Raw genomic sequence first — 19,586 nt, 5'->3', positions numbered from 1 at the left:
TCAAACAAAAAGGATGAAGCGCAATGTGTACAAGTATCACGTTGACGACTGCGGGCCGGGAGCATTTATTGGCGAGGACGATGGATTTTGATTTTGAGCTTAACGGGGAGGTGCTGTTGCATCCGCGTCGCTACAAATGGAAAAGTGAAGCGGACGGCAGCGAGCATGCCGGCCGGTATGCGTATATCGGGATGGGCAGAAGGCTCAAGAATGCTCTGTTTGCCGATGGTGTGAATGAAAAAGGATTGTCTTGCGCGGCGCTTTATTTCCCGGGCTATGCTGTGTATGAAAACGAAGCAAAAGAGCAAAGCCGCAATCTTGCGCCGCACGAATTCGTGACATGGGTGCTGTCGGAATGCGGCGATTTGGAGGATGTGAAAAAAGCGGCTGTTTCCTTAAACATTGTTGAGAGAGAGGTCAGCTTGCTGAGTACGGTGACGCCGCTGCATTGGCTATTAACGGACCGCTCCGGGGCAAGCGTCGTTGTTGAACCGACGGCAGACGGCATTCAAATTCATGATAATCCGGTCGGCGTGCTGACGAACAGTCCGGATTTCCCTTGGCATTTGACCAATTTGCGCAACTTTATCGGTCTTCAGCCGGGACAGTTTGCCGCGAAAAAAATGGGAGGCCTGACGCTGTCGGCTTTTGGTCAAGGTTCCGGGCTGTCCGGATTGCCAGGAGATTTTACGCCGCCATCCCGCTTTGTCAGGGCTGCATTTTTGAAAGAGCACATGAAGCCTGTGTCCGATGAAACAGAAGGCGTCTCTGCCGCGTTTCATGTCCTCTCCAATATGAATATTCCTAAAGGGGTTGTTATGACTGATCAAGGCGAAGACGATTACACCCAATATACGGCGGTAATGTGCAGCGAGACGTGCAGCTACTATTTTCACCATTATCAAAACAGGCAGATTCAAAAGGTTTGCTTATTACAGGAAGACCTGGACAGCAACGAATTAAAGGCGTTTCAGCCAAAGCAGGAAGAGACGGTTCATTCTCTTCAATCATAAACGAAAGAAGGAGCAACATTGCAAAACAAAGCAGCAGACAGACTCATTTTATTAGGCATCAGTTTACATAGCATATATTGGTTGTTCATTTTATTTTTGTTTTTTCATTTCAAACATCAGCTTGACGCTTATGCTGTTTGGAATCCAAATGTCACGGACGGATATATGGAGGCTGGAACTTTCGTAGCTGCGCTGAAATTGATGCTCTACTCAGGCACATTATTTAATTTGGGCCTCTTGTTCATTTTGGGCTTGCTGATAGTGATATTAGCACAGTCGATCATTTTTATTGCCTTGGAAATCGCCGCTTACGTAAAAATCAAAAAAGATCCGTTTTCTCCATGGGGATCTTTTATTTTAGCGATGGGCATTAAAAACATTTTCACGAACTTATCAGGGATTCCGTTTATGGCTGCCGGATTCATTCTTCATAAGCAGCAGGAACCGAAAGAAGCAGTTGTAGAGCCGGCGGCGCGAAGGAAAGCAAGGCGAAACCCTGCATTGCTTATGAAAAAGGCGGCGAAAGCTAGAAAACGAAGAAATGAAGGTATAAAGTCTTAGTTTTTAGTTTTCATGTATTCTATTTTTTATGAGACATTTGTAATGAAAGCGTTGACATGAACAAAAACGGGTGCTAAAGTATAGTTACAAACTAATATCAGCAAGTTTCTTAAGGATTGTTACTGCTTTTGCAGGCAAAACCTAAGTTGCGTACAGCTTTCTGGGGCATTGTCCCGTTTAAGCCGGCGTAATTTAGGTTTTTTTTATACCCAAAATAAGGAGGTGATGTGAGATTTCGAGGATTCTTTCGGCAGCAGGCCAATAAAAAAAGCCGGGTGAAGGCGGCCACCTTCAGTCCGGCAGATTCCCCCAAAGAGGAGGTACTCATATGGATTATAATAAAGTATCGAAGGACATTTTACAACTCGTGGGCGGTGAAGAGAACGTACAGAGCGTGATTCACTGCATGACAAGACTGCGTTTCAATCTTTATGACAATGCGAAGGCAGACCGCGCGAAACTGGAAAGTCTTCCGGCTGTAATGGGCACCAACATCAGCGGCCAGCAGTTTCAAATCATCATTGGAAATGATGTCCCTAAGGTGTATAAAGCGATCATTGCCAACAGCGGGCTCAGCGATGAAAAAGCGGGCGAGCAGCAAGCTGGCAAAAAGAAAAACGTGCTGTCCGCCATTTTTGATGTGATATCAGGCGTATTTACGCCGATTCTCCCGGCGATCGCCGGAGCGGGTATGATCAAGGGGATCATTGCAATCGCCGTCACGTTCGGCTGGATGAGCGAAACTAGCCAGGTCCACACCATTTTATCCGCCATCGGCGACGGAGCATTTTACTTCCTGCCGATTTTGCTGGCGGTCAGTGCCGCGAGAAAATTCGGCAGTAATCCTTATGTTGCGGCGGCGATCGGAGCGGCGATTCTGCATCCCGATCTGACAGCGCTTCTCGGTTCAGGGAAAAGCATTTCCTTTGTCGGATTGCCTGTAACCGCTGCCACTTATTCGTCGACCGTCATTCCGATCCTGCTCGCGATTTGGATTGCATCTTACGTTGAGAAATGGATTGACAAAGTCACCCCGACTTCGTTGAAGATGATTTTTGTACCGACGCTGACGCTGCTGGTTGTCGTGCCTGTCACATTAATTACGGTCGGTCCGCTCGGTGCGATTGCAGGGAACTATCTGTCAATCGGTGTGAACGGTTTATTTGAAAATGCCGGTTTAATCACGATGATCCTTTTAGCAGGAACGTTCTCGCTGATCGTCATGACAGGAATGCACTATGCTTTCATTCCGGTTATGTTCAACAACATTACGCAAAACGGCTACGATTACTTGATACCTGCGATGTTCTTGGCGAATATGGGGCAGGCTGGCGCGTCATTTGCCGTCTTCCTGCGATCCAGAAATAAGAAATTCAAATCATTGTCGCTGACGACAAGCATCACGGCTTTGATGGGGATTACAGAGCCGGCGATGTACGGTGTCAACATGAGGCTGAAAAAGCCGTTTGTATCCGCGCTTCTCGGCGCCGCTGTCGGAGGAGCATTTTACGGCATCACCGGCGTAGCAGCATATATTATTGGCGGAAACGTCGGTTTGCCGGGAATTACGACGTTTATCGGCCCGACTTTTATACAGGCAATGATCGGTATCGTCATCGCGTTCTTTGCCGCAACGGCGTTTGCTTTTGTATTGGGGTTTGAAGACATTCCTTCAGATGAAGCCGCTGAACAAGGAGCCGCTCCATCTGAAGCGGGCGCGGGAGAGATCATTCAAAGCCCGCTGAAAGGCGAAGTCAAAGCATTGAGTGAAGTGGATGATGCGACATTTTCTGGAGAAGTCATGGGAAAAGGCGTCGCCATTGAGCCTGAAGAAGGCAAAGTGGTGTCGCCGGTATCAGGCACGATCACAACCGTTTTTCAAACGAAGCACGCCCTCGGCATTACAAGCGACAATGGGGCGGAAATTATTATCCATATCGGAATCGACACGGTGAAATTGAACGGCGAGCACTTTACCGTGCATGTCAATAAAGGCGACGCTGTAAAACCGGGAGACGAGCTTGTCTCATTTGATATGGATGCGATTAAGGATGCAGGCTATCAGTTGATCACGCCGGTTATCATCACAAATACGGACCGGTACCAGTCGATCAAACCTTTGAAATCAGATGAAAGCGTTGACATTGAGGAAGCGCTGATCGCGCTGGCGTAGAAAGAGGAAAGCCTGACAAATTTGGATGAGGTGAAATGATATGACTGAACAAACGAAAAAGTTTCCTGAAGGTTTTTTATGGGGCGGAGCGGTTGCCGCAAACCAAGTGGAAGGCGCCTATAATGTCGGCGGGAAAGGACTCTCGACAGCCGATGTGTCGCCGAACGGCGTCATGTATCCATTCGATGAGTCGATGGAGTCATTGAACCTGTATCATGAAGGCATCGATTTTTACCACCGCTACAAAGAAGATATCGCTCTTTTCGCCGAAATGGGATTTAAAGCATTCCGGACATCGATTGCCTGGACGCGGATTTTTCCTAACGGCGATGAAACTGAACCGAATGAAGAGGGACTCGAATTTTATGATCGCCTCTTTGACGAGCTATTAAAATACAATATTGAGCCAGTGGTGACGATTTCCCACTACGAAATGCCGCTCGGTCTGATTAAAAAATACGGCGGCTGGAAAAACCGGAAAGTGATCGATTGCTATGAGCATTATGCGAAAACGGTTTTCACCCGCTATAAAGAAAAAGTAAAATACTGGATGACATTCAATGAAATCAACATGGTTCTGCATGCGCCGTTTACAGGCGGAGGCCTTGTGTTTGAAGAAGGCGAAAACAAGTTAAATGCGATGTACCAAGCGGCGCATCATCTATTTGTCGCAAGCGCTCTTGCCGTTAAAGCGGGGCACGACATCATTCCGGACGCTAAAATCGGCTGCATGATCGCCGCAACGACGACATACCCGATGACGCCAAAGCCGGAAGACGTGCTCGCTGCGATGGAGAATGAGAGAAGAACGCTGTTTTTCTCGGATGTACAGGCGCGCGGGGCTTATCCGGGCTATATGAAGCGCTTCTTTAAGGAAAACGGAATTACGATTGAAATGGCTGAAGGTGATGAAGACATCTTAAAGGAAAACACCGTCGACTATATCGGTTTCAGCTACTACATGTCAATGGTCGCAAGCACGAGTCCGGAAGACTTGGCAAAAACGGAAGGCAACCTGCTCGGCGGCGTCAAAAATCCGTACCTTGAATCGTCCGAATGGGGCTGGCAGATCGATCCTAAAGGGATCCGCATTACGCTGAATACATTGTACGACCGCTATCAAAAGCCGCTTTTCATTGTTGAAAACGGGCTCGGCGCCGTCGATGTCGTCGAAGAAGACGGCTCCATCCAGGATGACTACAGAATCAACTATTTACGCGATCATTTAAAAGAAGTAAGAGAAGCCATTGCAGACGGCGTCGACTTAATCGGCTACACATCATGGGGCCCGATCGACCTGGTCAGCGCATCCACCGCCGAAATGAAAAAGCGCTACGGCTATATTTACGTCGATCGTGACAATGAAGGAAAAGGCACGCTTTCAAGAACGAGAAAGAAAAGCTTTTACTGGTATAAGAAAGTAATCGAAACGAATGGCGAGAGTTTGTGATATACAGAATGGCTGTCCTTTACAGGACGGCCCTTTTTTTTCTCTGTAGCGCGTGAAAACAATTTGCTATACACTTGATTTAGAAAATAGAAAAAAGCGCGGTGAGGCAAATGTTTAAACTGCTGTTGATAGAAGATGATGAATCGCTGTTTCAAGAAATAAAAGAGCGGTTAACCGGGTGGTCATACGAGGTATACGGCATCAACGATTTCAGCGAAGTGATGCAGGAGTTTGCGGCGATTAAGCCAGACTGCGTCATCATCGATATTCAGCTGCCTAAATATGACGGGTTTCATTGGTGCCGGCAGATCCGCTCCCGTTCCAACGTTCCGATTCTCTTTTTATCTTCGCGCGATCATCCTGCTGATATGGTCATGTCCATGCAGTTCGGAGCGGATGATTATATTCAGAAGCCGTTTCATTTTGACGTGCTGATTGCCAAGATCCAGGCGATTTTCCGTCGCGTCTACGACTATAATACAGAGCCTGAGATTCTTAAAAAAACGTGGTGCGGTGCAACCGTTGATCCCGAACAAAACCGCGTCAGCAATAAGGCGGGGGCGATCGAACTGACAAGGAATGAAATGTTCATTTTAAAACAATTGATCGACCAAAAAAACAAAATTGTCAGCAGGGAAGAATTGATGAGAAGCCTATGGAACGATGAACGCTTTGTCAGCGATAACACGCTGACAGTCAACGTAAACCGCTTAAGAAAAAAACTCGATGCCTTGAACTTGGGGCAATATATCGAGACGAAGGTCGGCCAGGGCTATATGGCGAAAGAAGAAGGATGATGAGAATGCTGAAAGCGTTTTTGACCGAGAGGCGAAGCTGGATCGCCATATTTGTTTTGCAGCAGATCCTCTTTCTGTTTATCGCTTATGTCGATGCATCCATTCCTTTTACGTCGATTTTGTATATGACCTATTTGTCCTCGTTTATTTTTATCGTTTTTGTAATTGTCCGCTTTCGGAAGGAAACGAAGTTTTATAAAAGTCTTGAAGAATGGGACCACAATCTCGATGTGACAAACATTCGAGAGGCGGAAACCCCTTTTGAAACGATGATTGAAAAAAGCATAGCCGAACAAACGAAACAGTTAAAGCAAGAGGCGGCACAGCATCGCCTGGCATTGGAGAATGAAAAAGATGAGCTCATGGCCTGGATACATGAAGTCAAAACGCCGCTTACCGCCATGCATTTGATCATGGAGACGATTGAGGATCAATCTTTAAAAGCGAGGCTTGCGTACGAATGGCTGCGCATCCACCTGCTGCTCGACCGCCAGCTCCATCAAAAGCGGATGTCATTTATCGAAAATGACTTGTCCCTTGAAGTCCTAGAGCTTAAACCTATGATCTTTAAAGAAATAAAAGATTTGCAATCATGGTGCATTCCAAAAGGGATCGGGTTTGATATACAGCTGGAGGCGGGGGAAGTGCTCAGCGATGCGAAGTGGCTGTCTTTTATCATTAGGCAGCTGCTGACAAACGCGGTGAAATACAGCGAAGCATCCGATGTTTTGATTAAAAGCTATGAGCAGGATGGCAAAGTGCATCTCGCTGTTCAAGACTTTGGACGGGGCATCGATCCAAAAGATATGCCGCGCGTGTTTGACAAAGGCTTTACATCAACAACGGAGCATCATGATCAGGCTGCCACGGGAATGGGGCTGTACTTGGCAAAAAAAGCGGCAAAGCCGCTCCTGATTCATATCGAGGTTGATTCTAAACCGGGAACGGGTACAACCTTTACGCTGATTTTTCCAATGCGGAATGAATTTTCCCGTGTGCTGGGCGTGTGACAAAAATGTCACACGCTTTTCTTTTTTGTTCGCTTAATCGAAGGAAAACGGCTGCCTTCCTTTCTATAATAAAAATATCCAGTAAAAAGGAGATTTTAAAATGATGATTTTAGAAGCGAAAAAAATACGAAAAAGCTATGGAAATAAGCACAATAAACACGAAGTGTTAAAGGGAATCGACCTTCAGATTCAAAAGGGGGAATTTGTCAGTATTATGGGCCCGTCTGGTTCAGGCAAAACAACATTGCTCAATGTTCTGTCCTCTATTGACCAGGTGAGCGGCGGAACGATTAACATCAACCAAGCTGAGATGACGAATATGAAGGAAAAACAGCTTGCCGAGTTCAGGAAGCAGCATTTAGGATTTATCTTCCAAGAATACAATTTGCTCGATACGCTGACAGTGAAAGAAAATATCCTTCTGCCGCTGTCGATTACGAAAATATCAAAAAAAGAAGCCGGTCAAAAGTTTGAGGAAGTCGCGAAAGAATTAGGCATCTTCGAGCTGAAGGATAAATATCCGAATGAAATTTCCGGGGGGCAAAAACAGCGCACATCAGCAGCCAGGGCGTTTATTCATGAGCCGAGCATTATTTTCGCTGACGAACCGACCGGTGCGCTTGATTCGAAATCCGCATCAGACTTGTTAAACAAGCTGAGCCAATTAAATCAAAAGCGCCGGGCCACAATCGTTATGGTTACCCATGATCCCGTCGCCGCGAGCTTCTGCAGTAGAGTGGTTTTCATTAAAGACGGACAAATTTATACGCAGCTGAATAAAGGCGGACAGGACAGGCAGATGTTCTTCCAGGACATCATGAAGACGCAAGGCGTGTTAGGCGGGGTTCAGCATGAGCATTAATCAGCTGATCATCCGCAACCTGAAAAAAAATATACGGAACTATTACCTTTATGTGTTTGCGTTGATCTTCAGCGCAGCGCTTTATTTTGCGTTTGTTACGCTCCAGTATGATCCAGCGATCAATGAAGTGAAGGCATCGATAAAAGGCGCAGCGGCTTTGAAGGCAGCTTCCATTCTCCTTGTGGCAGTAGTAGCGGTGTTTGTTTTGTATGCCAATACGATATTTATCAAAAGACGAAGCAAAGAAATCGGTTTATTCCAATTAATCGGCATGAGGAAGCAAAAAATCTTCCGCATCTTAAGCTTGGAAAATGTCATGCTGTATTTCGGCTCTTTGGTCATTGGGGTGTTTGCCGGGTTTTCGATCTCAAAGCTCGTGCTCATGATTTTGTTTAAAATTGTAGATGTTCAAGCCGAAGCCAAATTGAATTTTTCCGTCGAAGCGCTTGTGCAAACCGTCATTGTATTCTGCGGCATCTACCTTCTCGTAATGGTGATGAATTATGCGTTTATCAAAAAGCAGAGCATTTTATCTTTATTTAAAGTGACATCAGCTACGGAGGATAAGGTAAAGAGAATATCCGTTTTCCAAATGATCATCGGCTTATTGGGCATCTTGTTTATTTTATCCGGATACTATGTATCCACTGAGCTTTTCAGCGGAAAATTCAAGACCGTAGATGAGCTGTTTTATGCGATGAGCTTTATTCTCGGAACCGTCATCATCGGAACGTACCTCTTCTATAAAGGATCGGTCAGCTTTGTCTCCAACATCATCCGCAAAAGCAAAGGAGGCTACTTGAATATTTATGAAGTGCTGTCCCTTTCATCGATCATGTTCCGGATGAAATCAAACGCCCTATTATTAACAATCATTACCACCGTTTCGGCGCTGGCGATCGGATTGTTATCCTTGAGCTATATTTCGTACTATTCTGCAGAGAAAACCGCCGAACAAAACGTGGCGGCTGATTTCGCCATGACAAATCAAAAGGATGCAAAGCGTTTTGAACAACTTTTGGACGAAAATAACATTTCCTACAGCAAAAAAGAAATTCATGTCATTCAAGCGGTTTTTAATCTGGAACAAATTGTCGATGGAGATCCTGAAAATATGGCTGGAGACCCGGGGAAATTGCCCCTCGCCGTGGTCAGCGATGCAGAGATTGCCGGGATGGACGTGCCAAAAGGAGACGTCATTTTTTCAGGATATACCGACCTTCTCCAGAAATTTATGGCTTTAAAAGAGACCGGTGCCGTTAAGGTAAAGAGCAGGCATGAGACAATCCCATTAAACTATTTAGGCTTGAAAAAAGAGTCTCTTTTATCCTTCAACTTTACCAGCGGCGGATTGCCTGTTGCCGTTGTAGATGATGCGCTGTTTAAACGTCTTAGCCAAGACAAAGATCCAAAGCTGCAGCAGAAGCCGAGCCTTTTTTACGGAATCAATTTAAAACATGAAGATCAGCTTCAGCAGGCAAATGAGCTGTTTGCAACAGTGAATCAAAACGATCAGCATTTATCGCTCCTTGATGCAAGCACAGCTCAAAAATCGCTTTTCGGCCTTGCCATGTTTATTGTAGGCTTTTTAGGACTAACGTTTCTGATCACTTCAGGATGCATCCTATATTTTAAACAAATGGACGAAAGCGAAGATGAGAAACCGAATTACACGATTTTGAGAAAACTCGGTTTCACACGGAACGATCTGTTGAAGGGGATACGAATCAAACAAATCTACAACTTCGGCATTCCATTAGTTATCGGCCTGTCTCACAGCTACTTCGCCGTCCAGTCCGGCTGGTTCCTATTCGGGGCAGAGCTGTGGACGCCGATGATCATCGTGATGGTGCTGTACACCGTCCTGTACTCTATTTTCGGCTTGCTTTCCGTTCTTTACGGCAAGAAAGTGATCAAGTCGGCGCTGTAGCTGAGTCATGTGGAATCTCGCGTCGCTTGAAGGAAAACGATGACCCTATATGGAGAAAAACTCCTTTACCATATTGAACATCATCCGCCGGTTATTTTCAGAAAAGCATAATCAAAAGCCCATCGGACTCATCCGATGGGCTTCCTCATTTTCTACAGCTCAACCTTGTAGAGCGTTTGCCGCTGTCCGCCGCCTGGGCCGCCTCTTGCACCCTGCTGTGCGAAGCTGTCTGTACTGCTGTATTGGTCAGACGAAATTTCGGTTCCGTTTTCTTTGATCCAGGAGACGAGCTCGCTGTTGCCTGAGTTTTCACTAATCAGGAAGTATTTTACTCTTCCTTTTTTGATGAGGTTTTTCAGTTCACTGACCGACAGGATCGGGTCTGTGCCGTTGAAGCCTCCGAGCGCCATGACATTTTCGTCGGCATTGATGATATACGTGGCTGCGGTTACCGTTGTCAATGTCGCGAAAAGGTACTCTTCGCCGGTATTATTTTCCCGGAGGTATGTGAGCAGTCCTGTGTCCACGTCCGAGCTGAACATTCCGCCTCCGTTGGAGCTTTGCAGCTGAGGCCCTGATTCAGGAAGAACGCTGTTCCCTCCGTAAAGGATCGGTGTTGCCGACCAATAGACCGGTGTCAAAAGAAGCACGCACAAGCTGATGATGGTGAGCTGCTTTCCGAATGGATGGCGTCGCTTCAGCATCAGTAAGGCGATGGTGACACCCAGCCCCAGGATTCCCATGACATACATCCAAGCGCTGCCGATTTGGTTTGTATAAGCGCTTAAAATGTACACTTGGAATGCTGCTGTCGTGAGAACGGCTGCCGGCAGCAGATAGCTTGCCCAGTCTTTATGATTGTTGTAAAGGCCGTACATCGCGTACCATCCGATTCCTGACAGAGCGGCGATCGGCGGCGCCATCATAATCAAGTAGTAGTGGTGGAAGAATCCGGCGATGCTGAAGAACCCGGCGACAGGAACGAGCCATGCAGACCAAAAGATCGTTTCTTTCATTTCGCCTGCTTTTTCGCGGCGGCCGCGAAACCACGTGATGATCGTGCCGAGCAGTCCTAATAATGCAAATGGGAGCATCCAGCTGATTTGGCCCGATAAAGCCGATTGGAAGAGCCTCAGCGGTCCTGCGTCACCGGTGCCGAACATGTTCATGCTTTGTCCGCCGCCTTGACCTCCGCCTGGGCCGCCATTGCCTCCGGGACCGCCGTTGCCTCCGCCCGGTCCGCCTCCGCCCGGTCCGCCTCCGGCTGGCTGCTGGCTGCCGCCGTTTGCCCCTTGAGAACTGCCGTCTGCCGAACCGCCCGCACCCGGCGGCTGCATCGCGCCGTTTTGTCCATTGGAGCCGCCGGACGAACGGTTTCCGTTCTGAGCTTGCGCATTGCCGTTCGGCTGCTGCATGTCTCCTCCAAAGCCGTTCATATCGCCGCGGGCGTTGCCCGTCGTCTGGCCGAGAAGCCGCTCAGTGCCGTTGTAGCCGAAAGCCAGTTCAAGCACAGAGTTGGTTTGGCTGCTTCCGACATACGGGCGGCTGTCGGCTGATGTATAGTCGACCGCAAGCGCCCAAGAAAGCGAAATGCCGGTGAGGACAATAAGCGATAAAACCGCTGAAACGATTTTTTTCTTCCAATTCGCATGGGCCGCAATGAGATAAAACAGCAAGAACGCGGGAAGCACCATGAATGCCTGAAACATCTTCATATTGAATCCGAGGCCGATGAGACCGAATGCAGCGAGAAGCCAGATCAGCCTGCCTTGTTTGACCGCCTTCATCAGGCACCATGTACCAAGTAGGAGCGTGAAGACGAGCATGCTGTCGATATTATTCGTTCGGCTTACGGCGACCGCGATCGGCGTCAGCGCCATCACCAGCGCTGAAATGCGGGCGGCGCCTTTTCCGAATTTCGGCTTTATCAGTGCGTAAAGCAGATAGATGGAACCCGCCCCTGCAAGCGCCTGCGGCAAAATCACACTCCACGTATGCACGCCGAAGATTTTCGCAAATATAGTCTGAATCCATAAAACGACAGGCGGTTTATCTACTGATACGAATCCGGAAGAGTCGAATGACGCGAAGAAGAAATTGTGGAAGCTTTGCGTCATGCTTTTGACTGCTGCCAAGTAATACTGGTTGGCGGCATCGTCCAGCCAAATGTTATATGTATTCAGAATAAGAGCTGCCAACAAAATTAGAACCAGAATGACATCAAGTTGTTTGTTTTTTATTTTCATCATCACTTTCACCTCTTTATGTTCCCTATTCTAGAAGAAAAATATGAACAAGCTATGAATAAAAAGAGAACAATCTATTTTTGTTTGAATGGAAAAAAATAAATATTTTTTGGAAAAAGGTGTGTACATTTTCATTTTTGCGCTGTATACTGTACTACAACAGAAATATAAAACATAAAACTGTTCTATAAAAAGGAGGTTATACAAATGAGCTTGAAAAGTCCGATGGAATTTTTCAGAACGCTTCCGAAAAAAACGTGCCCTGAATGCGGCGAAAAGATGGAGGAGCAGGCTGAATCTTACTTCATGGAATGCGAGCGCTGTCTTGCCAAAAAAGGCGAGTAGGCAAACTGTTTTATAACAAAGCATGTAAAGGGGTAGGGAGACATGAAAACAGAGGAGAAGAGAATTCATATAACCGGATCGATAAATCCGCATTATGAAGAGATTTTGACAAAAGAAGCGATGGAGTTTATCGGACGTCTTGAACGCCATTTCGGGGGAAGAAGACGGGAATTGCTGCATTTGCGGACGATCAGGCAGGCTGAAATTGATCAAGGGAAGAACCCTTGTTTTTTGGCGGAAACGAAGCACATCCGCGAGGCGGACTGGACAGTCGCGCCGCTCCCCCGGGATTTGGAGGACCGCAGGGTTGAAATCACTGGCCCGGTCGACAGAAAAATGGTCATCAACGCTTTAAATTCAGGAGCGAAAGTCTTTATGGCCGACTTTGAAGATGCGAACTCGCCGACGTGGAAAAACTGCATTGAAGGCCAGGTTAATTTGCGGGATGCGGTCCGCGGGACGATTTCTTTTACGAATGAACAGGGCAAACGCTATGAGCTGAAAGAGAACCCCGCCGTTATCATGGTCAGGCCGAGGGGATGGCACTTGGAAGAAAAGCATGTGCTGATCGGCGGCAGGCCCGTGTCAGCAAGCCTGTTCGATTTTGGTCTTTATTTTTTCCATAACGCAAAAGAGCTGATCAAAAAAGGAAGCGGCCCTTATTTCTACCTTCCAAAAATCGAAAACCACCTGGAAGCAAGGCTGTGGAACGACGTATTTGTTTATGCGCAAAACGACTTGCGCATTCCGCAGGGCACGATTAAAGCGACGGTTCTCGTTGAAACGATCCTGGCGGCCTTTGAAATGGATGAAATCCTCTACGAATTGAAGGAACATTCAGCCGGGCTTAACTGCGGCAGGTGGGATTATATTTTCAGCTTTATTAAGAAATTCAGGAACAGGGATGAAGTCATTCTTCCAGATCGCTCAGCCGTGACGATGACAGTTCCCAACATGAGAGCCTACTCCCTCTTGGCGATTCAAACGTGTCATAAACGCAACGTCCATGCGATTGGGGGAATGGCGGCGCAAATTCCCGCTAAAGACAAACCTGAGATCAATGAAGCCGCATTTGCCAAAATCCGCGAAGATAAGGAACGTGAAGTAAAAGACGGCCATGACGGAACATGGATCGCGCATCCCGGCATGATTCAAACGGCGCTCGATGTATTCAATCAGCATATGCCGTCGGCGAACCAGATTCATAGAAAGCGGAAAGACGTAAAGGTCGAGGAAAAAGACTTGCTGGAAGTACCGAAAGGCAGAATTACAGAAGCAGGCGTCCGTACCAATATCAGCGCCGGCATCCGCTATTTAGCTTCATGGCTGTCGGGCAGAGGCGCCGCTCCGATCGACCACTTAATGGAGGACGCTGCAACGGCGGAGATTTCCAGAGCCCAGCTGTGGCAATGGATTCGCCATCCGAAAGGAGTTCTTGACGATGGCCGGAAAGTCACCGCGGAAATGGTCAAGATGATGAAAGAGAAAGAAATGCAGAAAATCATCGATGAAGCAGGCGTGGAACATTTTCGGAGCGGCCGGTTTGAAGAGGCCGGACAGTTATTTGAACAGCTGATTTTGGATGATGAATTCGCGGAGTTTCTAACGATACCGGCTTATGAAAATATATAATGGGGGAATGTGCGATGCTGAAAGAAAAACAACTCGCAGAAAGCTGGGAGCATGATGAACGCTGGAAAGGGATCACAAGGCCGTATGAGGCGGCAGACGTCATTCGGCTGAGGGGCACGCTCGAGATTGAATACACGATTGCAAGGCGCGGCGCCGAAAAGCTGTGGAAGCTTCTCCATACAGAGGATTTCGTCCCGGCGCTGGGCGCTTTGACCGGAAACCAAGCCATGCAGCAAGTAAAGGCCGGATTGAAAGCGATTTATTTAAGCGGCTGGCAGGTGGCTGCCGATGCAAATATGTCAGGGAGCATGTATCCTGACCAAAGCCTTTATCCGGCAAACAGCGTCCCGGAAGTCGTCAAAAAAATCAACCGCACGCTGCAGCGCGCCGATCAAATCCACCATATGGAAGGAAAGGAAGACATCGATTGGTTTGCTCCGATTGTGGCCGACGCTGAAGCGGGCTTCGGCGGGCAGCTGAATGTGTTCGAGCTGATGAAAAGTATGATTGAAGCCGGCGCCGCGGGAGTTCACTTTGAAGACCAGCTGTCGTCTGAGAAAAAGTGCGGGCATTTGGGCGGAAAAGTGCTGCTTCCGACGCAAACGGCGGTACGTAATTTGATTGCCGCGCGCCTCGCCGCAGACGTGATGGGAGTCCCGACCATTCTTATTGCCCGCACGGACGCGAATGCGGCAGACCTGATCACAAGCGACGTCGATTCATATGATGCACCGTTTTTGACGGGAGAGCGAACAGCGGAAGGGTTCTTCAAAACAAAGCCTGGCCTTGATCAGGCGATTGCCAGAGGTTTGGCGTATGCGCCGTATGCCGATTTGATCTGGTGTGAAACGTCTGAGCCGAATATTGAAGAAGCCCGCCGGTTTGCACAGGCGATCCATGAAAAATTCCCGGGCAAACTGCTCGCCTACAACTGCTCCCCTTCGTTCAACTGGAAGGCCAAACTGGATGACAACACCATCTTGAACTTTCAGAAACAGCTCAGTGAAATGGGCTATAAATTTCAATTTGTGACATTGGCGGGCTTCCACGCCTTAAATCACGGCATGTTTGAATTGGCCCGCCAATATAAGCACCGCGGAATGGCGGCGTACTCTGATCTGCAGCAGGCCGAGTTTGCCAGCGAAGTCCACGGCTATACGGCGACAAGGCATCAGCGCGAAGTCGGAACGAGCTACTTTGATGAAGTCGCCCAGGTTGTGACAGGCGGGACTTCATCAACCACTGCACTGAAGGGATCGACTGAAGCGGAACAGTTTCAATCATAAAAACGTGAAAAAGCCGCCCGTCATTGGGCGGCTTGCTTGTTGTCTATCAAGTTAGCAATTGACATCATTGGAAGGGGCGGTAAAAGAGTTTTCCCTAATAACAGTCAGTGTCTGATGATTCCTGTTGTTTGTTTTGGCCGGCCGGTTGTCTTTGCTGAAAGAATAGAACAAATACACGGCCATTGTCAAAATCAAGATAAACATCATCATAAATATCCCCTCCAAATTTTTTGTCTTCACTATATAAGACGAACAAGCCCGGAAAAGGTTTCAGAAAATTTATATTTTTCTATAAATATTTCCGATTGCCGACTTTCTGTATGAAACCCGGCGGTTCTATACAAGAATAAAACTGAAAAACTCAGGTTGACATCATAACCATTGATGTGTAGAGTAAAAGTTAATGTAATAGGAAGTCCACTAGGGGAGCCGTAAGCCGGCTGAGACAAGAAGCGATCTTGGACCCTTTGAACCTGATCTAGTTCATACTAGCGTAGGGAAGTGGAGCCGGTGTCTTAATGATTTCATCATACTAAGGCCGCTCCATTTTGGGGCGGCTTTTTTGCGTATAAAGCCGCTTGCCCCCCTGTGCCTTCCTATAAAACCGATTGCTAAGGAGGCTATCTACATGAGTTTTTCCGCAGAACTTCGCCGCGAGGCAGACCCTATTTTTGAAGCCATTTTTGAGCATCCGTTTGTACTGGGGCTGGCGTCCGGGAGGCTGGAAAAGGAGCAGCTTGTTCATTATGTAAAGCAAGATTACGAGTATTTGAATGCCTTTATTCAAATCTACGGAATTGCGATTTCCAAGTGTCAAAATCGAAAAGATATGGAAATGTTTCATGAGCAGATTTCATTTGTGCTAGACAGCGAAGTGCACCCGCACAAAAACCTGTGCCGGGCCGCTGGGGTGGAGTACGAAACTCTGCAGGGCTATCCGCTTGCGCCTTCCGCCCATCATTATGTCCGCCATATGCTGACGTCGGCGCACGAAGGTACGCTGGGAGAGATATTAGCCGTCTTGCTGCCTTGTCCATGGACATATTGGGAGATCGGAAAAAAACTGATGAAGGACGTTCAGCCTGATCCATCGCATCCATTTTATGACTGGATCTGTTTTTACGGAAACAGAACGGATTCAATCACGACAAAGTTTTGCGCCCGCCTGGATGAATGGGCCGAAACAGCGGGCAAGGCTGAAAAAGAAAAAATGAAGGAGCTCTTTTTGCAAAGCTGTCAGCTTGAATACGGCTTTTGGGAGATGGCTTATACGGTTGAAGATTGGCCTGTGGAAATGGGGGCGGTGAGACGATGAATTGGAACATGAAAGAAGTCGTCATGACAGTCATCTTGTCTGTGGCATGCGGCGTCATTTATTTAGGGTGGTCTACCTTGTGGATCCCTGTTTCAGCTATCGTCGGGCCCGTCGGAGCGAACTTTATGTTCGGCATATGGGTGATCGCCAGCCCGATTGTCGCTTATATCATCCGTAAACCGGGTGCGGCGCTGATTGCCGAGACGGCAGCTGCGGCGGTCGAACTGCTGACCGGAAGCCATTTTGGGCTTTCAGCATTATTAATCGGTGTGTTCCAGGGAGCCGGTGCGGAAATCGCGTTTGCGATCTTTCGCTATAAGCGCTATAACTTGTTTACCCTTATGCTTTCCGGTGCGCTAGCCGCGGTGGGGAGCGCGACATACAGCCTGATGGCAAACGGTTTTGCCTACTATACGACGCAAACGCTGATATTGACGCTTATCATCCAAATCATCAGCGGCATTGTACTCGGCGGCTGGCTGGCAAAAGCCGTTGTCGAAGCGCTTGCGAAAACGGGAGTCCTGAACCAGTATGAGATCATGAAAGAACACCGGAAGAAGGATGATGCCGATGCGTTCATTTCTCGGATGCAGTAACCTTTCCGTCCGTTTTTATCATCGTCCTGAAACAGTCTTGGACCGGGTCTCGCTGTCGATTGAGCAGGGAGAAAAAGTGCTGATACTCGGGCCGAGCGGAAGCGGAAAATCGACGCTGTTGTCCGTGCTTTCCGGCATCATTCCTGAACATATCGAAGCTGAAGTCACAGGCGAGGTCAACCGCAGAAAGAGCGCCGGCGTTATGTTTCAGGATCCGGATTCGCAGTTTTGCATGCTTCATGTTGATGAGGAAATCGCGTTTAGCCTTGAAAATCGATCCGTTCCGCCAAAAGATATGGACCGCATCATCTCGGAGCTGATGGAGCTGGTCGGTTTAAAGATAGATAAGAAAACGCCGATCGAAACCTTGTCAGGCGGTATGAAGCAGAGGCTGGCATTAGCGTGCCTGCTCGCTTTGGAGCCTGAAGTGCTGTTTTTTGATGAGCCGACGGCGCAGCTGGACCCGGCCAGCCGGCAAGACATCTTTGCCTTGCTCCGCGACGTTTCCCGAAAAAGCGGACAGACGATGGTGTTCGTCGAACACGTGCTGGACGGCTGTATCGAGTGGATGGACCGAGTCATCCTTTTCAATGAAAAGGGACAGATCATCGCTGATGGAAAGCCGGAAGAAATCGTCAAACATTTTCAGCCGGAAATGAAAGCGGCAGGCATCTGGCAGCCCAAACTGTACCCCGCAGTATGGGAAGATGTTACCACACAAGATGATCATCCGCTCGCCGTCAAGCTCTCTTCTACATTGAAAATGAAAGAGGAGGAAGCGAAAAACAGGCCGTCAGCAGACAGGGACATATTGATCCGCACAGAGGACGCGGCGATCGGCTATCGGAAAAAGATCGTTGCCGACGGCATCAACCTGGAGATTCCAAGAGGGGAATGGATTTCCGTCATCGGCGGGAACGGCAGCGGAAAGAGTACGTTTTTAAAAAGTCTGATCAGGCTTGAAGCGGTCAAAAAAGGGCGCATTTATCTGGAGGGCCGGGAGCTGAAGAAATGGTCCGATCGTACGCTTTACGAGAAGGCCGGCTTTGTCTTTCAAAACCCCGAGCTTCAATTTATTCGGGACACGGTGTTTGACGAGATCGCGTTCGGAGCGAGACAGCGGAGCTGGCCGGAGGAGCAGGTCGAAAGGAAAACGGCTGAATTGCTGCAGGAATTCGGACTTGATGGTCATCAAAAAGCGCATCCCTTTACATTAAGCCTTGGGCAGAAACGGCGTTTAAGCGTTGCGACGATGCTTTTGTTTGACCAGGATTTGCTGCTGCTTGACGAGCCGACATTCGGTCAGGACGAAAAGACGGCAAAAGAATTGATCAAGCGCTTAAAGGAGCGGCAGGAACGGGGAACGACGATTGTGATGGTGACGCATGACATGGACATCGTAGACGAGCACTCCGACCGGGTCATCGTATTTCATCAAGGGAAAGCGGCATATCAAGGAACGCCGTATCAATTGTTCTCTGACCAAGACCTGGTCCGCCGCTTTTCATTGATACCGCCGCTTCACTACCGGTTCATGCACGAAAGAAAGGAGAGGGTTCCCGTATGAAAAGCAATGGTTCACTTCTTTCGGCATTGAACCCGAGCGCCAAGCTCTTTTCCCACCTCCTGGTCATGTGCATTCTCATGTTTGTTTCAAATCCGAAACCGACTTTTTTCATTTGGCTGTTTGCGGTTGTCATCGGGATTTTTTTCGGGGGATGGACTTTGTCTTATTTAAGTAAACGGCTGCTGCCTTATCTTATTTTTTTTATTCTCGTATTTTGGATGATGGCCGCTTTTGGGAAAGGCGAGGAAACGATTTGGGAATGGGCCTGGTTCCGCGTTACCGAGGAAAGCGTCGGCAATGGGCTGACAATCGCGCTGCGGATGCTCGGCTTTGTCACATACGGTCTCTTGTTTACGTCAACAACCGATTTGACGCAGTTTATTATGAGCCTGATTCATCAATGCAGATTGTCGCCTAAATGGGCTTATGGCTTGCTGGCCGGCTTCCGTTTTGTCCCGCTTTTTCAGTCGGAGCTTTCGCAAATGAAGGCGGCGCACAAAATCAGGGGCTATAAGCAAAAAAACAGCTGGAAGGCGTTTATTCGCTATGCGCTGCCGTTGTTTTCGCAAGGCATCCGCAAATCGGAAAGAATCGCCGTTGCCATGGAAGCGAGAGGGTTTACCGGTACAAAAGACCGCACCTACTATCAAACAGCGGGGCTTTCCGGAAAAGACTTCGTATATTTTGCGGGTCTGGCATCAGTCGCAGCGGGGATTTTGCTCACTTTTTAAGAAGGTTTTTTACAGGGCCGCCTTGCGGCTCTTTTTTTATAAACCCGGGTACAGGCGGGCATTCTGTAAAAT

At 48.0% G+C, this 19,586-nt stretch carries 17 protein-coding genes and 1 riboswitch; of the genes, 15 read left to right on the top strand and 2 right to left on the bottom strand.

Annotated elements, in window-relative coordinates; genetic code table 11:
• The first annotated feature begins 23 nt into the window (after positions 1–23).
• The 8 genes from MKY62_RS20945 (at position 24) to MKY62_RS20910 (ending at position 9,796) form a co-directional block, all read left to right on the top strand.
• The gene (locus tag MKY62_RS20945; RefSeq protein WP_016885647.1) at positions 24–1,013 is read left to right on the top strand and encodes a choloylglycine hydrolase family protein; all 990 of its coding nucleotides are present in this window, start codon (positions 24–26) and stop codon (positions 1,011–1,013) included.
• A gap of 18 nt (positions 1,014–1,031) precedes the next feature.
• Positions 1,032–1,574: a hypothetical protein gene (locus MKY62_RS20940; protein ID WP_009329959.1), complete on the top strand. Its 543-nt coding sequence runs from the start codon at positions 1,032–1,034 to the stop codon at positions 1,572–1,574.
• 328 nt (positions 1,575–1,902) lie between these two features.
• A complete protein-coding gene (locus tag MKY62_RS20935) occupies positions 1,903–3,747 on the top strand; it encodes a beta-glucoside-specific PTS transporter subunit IIABC (RefSeq protein WP_003177744.1) in 1,845 nt (614 codons plus the stop codon).
• A 40-nt stretch (positions 3,748–3,787) separates the two neighbouring features.
• On the top strand, positions 3,788–5,197 hold the full coding sequence (locus MKY62_RS20930; RefSeq protein WP_009329956.1) for a glycoside hydrolase family 1 protein: 1,410 nt from the start codon (positions 3,788–3,790) through the stop codon (positions 5,195–5,197).
• A gap of 110 nt (positions 5,198–5,307) precedes the next feature.
• Positions 5,308–5,994 carry a response regulator transcription factor gene (locus MKY62_RS20925; RefSeq protein ID WP_003177739.1) on the top strand — a complete coding sequence of 229 codons (687 nt, stop codon included), beginning with the start codon at positions 5,308–5,310 and terminating at the stop codon, positions 5,992–5,994.
• Positions 5,995–5,999: 5 nt separating this feature from the next.
• Entirely contained in the window at positions 6,000–7,004 is a 1,005-nt protein-coding gene (locus tag MKY62_RS20920) for a sensor histidine kinase (protein ID WP_003177737.1), read from the top strand.
• A 100-nt stretch (positions 7,005–7,104) separates the two neighbouring features.
• A complete protein-coding gene (locus tag MKY62_RS20915) occupies positions 7,105–7,866 on the top strand; it encodes an ABC transporter ATP-binding protein (protein WP_003177734.1) in 762 nt (253 codons plus the stop codon).
• Positions 7,856–9,796: an ABC transporter permease gene (locus MKY62_RS20910; protein WP_003177730.1), complete on the top strand. Its 1,941-nt coding sequence runs from the start codon at positions 7,856–7,858 to the stop codon at positions 9,794–9,796. The genes MKY62_RS20915 and MKY62_RS20910 overlap by 11 nt, the downstream gene beginning before the upstream one ends.
• Before the next feature lie 152 nt (positions 9,797–9,948).
• Here MKY62_RS20910 and MKY62_RS20905 read toward each other — a convergent pair whose 3' ends face one another.
• Entirely contained in the window at positions 9,949–12,036 is a 2,088-nt protein-coding gene (locus MKY62_RS20905; protein ID WP_162264112.1) for a glycosyltransferase family 39 protein, read from the bottom strand.
• Between the two features lie 213 nt (positions 12,037–12,249).
• Here MKY62_RS20905 and yhfH point away from each other — a divergent pair, with 213 nt between their 5' ends.
• From yhfH to aceA, 3 genes are read left to right on the top strand one after another with little or no spacing between them, the layout of a single operon-like run.
• Entirely contained in the window at positions 12,250–12,387 is a 138-nt protein-coding gene (gene yhfH / locus MKY62_RS20900) for a protein YhfH (protein WP_003186519.1), read from the top strand.
• Positions 12,388–12,429: 42 nt separating this feature from the next.
• A complete protein-coding gene (gene aceB, locus MKY62_RS20895) occupies positions 12,430–14,019 on the top strand; it encodes a malate synthase A (protein WP_003186517.1) in 1,590 nt (529 codons plus the stop codon).
• Positions 14,020–14,033: 14 nt separating this feature from the next.
• The gene (gene aceA / locus MKY62_RS20890) at positions 14,034–15,305 is read left to right on the top strand and encodes an isocitrate lyase (RefSeq protein WP_003186515.1); all 1,272 of its coding nucleotides are present in this window, start codon (positions 14,034–14,036) and stop codon (positions 15,303–15,305) included.
• Between the two features lie 51 nt (positions 15,306–15,356).
• Here aceA and MKY62_RS20885 read toward each other — a convergent pair whose 3' ends face one another.
• Positions 15,357–15,515 carry a hypothetical protein gene (locus MKY62_RS20885; RefSeq protein WP_003186513.1) on the bottom strand — a complete coding sequence of 53 codons (159 nt, stop codon included), beginning with the start codon at positions 15,513–15,515 and terminating at the stop codon, positions 15,357–15,359.
• A 202-nt stretch (positions 15,516–15,717) separates the two neighbouring features.
• A riboswitch (TPP riboswitch) is annotated at positions 15,718–15,822 on the top strand.
• Positions 15,823–15,933: 111 nt separating this feature from the next.
• Here MKY62_RS20885 and tenA point away from each other — a divergent pair.
• The 4 genes from tenA to MKY62_RS20865 are packed head-to-tail and all read left to right on the top strand — an operon-like array spanning position 15,934 to position 19,514.
• Positions 15,934–16,620 (top strand): thiaminase II, encoded by a 687-nt coding sequence (gene tenA / locus MKY62_RS20880; RefSeq protein ID WP_339613870.1) that lies wholly within the window; start codon positions 15,934–15,936, stop codon positions 16,618–16,620.
• Complete coding sequence (locus MKY62_RS20875) at positions 16,617–17,216, top strand: ECF transporter S component (protein WP_003186510.1); 600 nt, start codon at positions 16,617–16,619, stop codon at positions 17,214–17,216. The genes tenA and MKY62_RS20875 overlap by 4 nt, the downstream gene beginning before the upstream one ends.
• The gene (locus tag MKY62_RS20870; protein WP_003186508.1) at positions 17,191–18,783 is read left to right on the top strand and encodes an ABC transporter ATP-binding protein; all 1,593 of its coding nucleotides are present in this window, start codon (positions 17,191–17,193) and stop codon (positions 18,781–18,783) included. Before MKY62_RS20875 ends, MKY62_RS20870 begins: the two co-directional genes overlap by 26 nt.
• On the top strand, positions 18,780–19,514 hold the full coding sequence (locus tag MKY62_RS20865) for an energy-coupling factor transporter transmembrane component T (protein WP_003186507.1): 735 nt from the start codon (positions 18,780–18,782) through the stop codon (positions 19,512–19,514). The genes MKY62_RS20870 and MKY62_RS20865 overlap by 4 nt, the downstream gene beginning before the upstream one ends.
• The last annotated feature ends 72 nt before the right edge of the window (positions 19,515–19,586 follow it).

The organism is Bacillus sp. FSL R7-0646, from assembly GCF_037969865.1.
In the GTDB taxonomy this organism is placed as follows: domain Bacteria; phylum Bacillota; class Bacilli; order Bacillales; family Bacillaceae; genus Bacillus; species Bacillus licheniformis.
The sequence above is the reverse complement of the archived record's forward strand: the minus strand, read 5'-3'. Positions and strand labels throughout refer to the sequence as shown.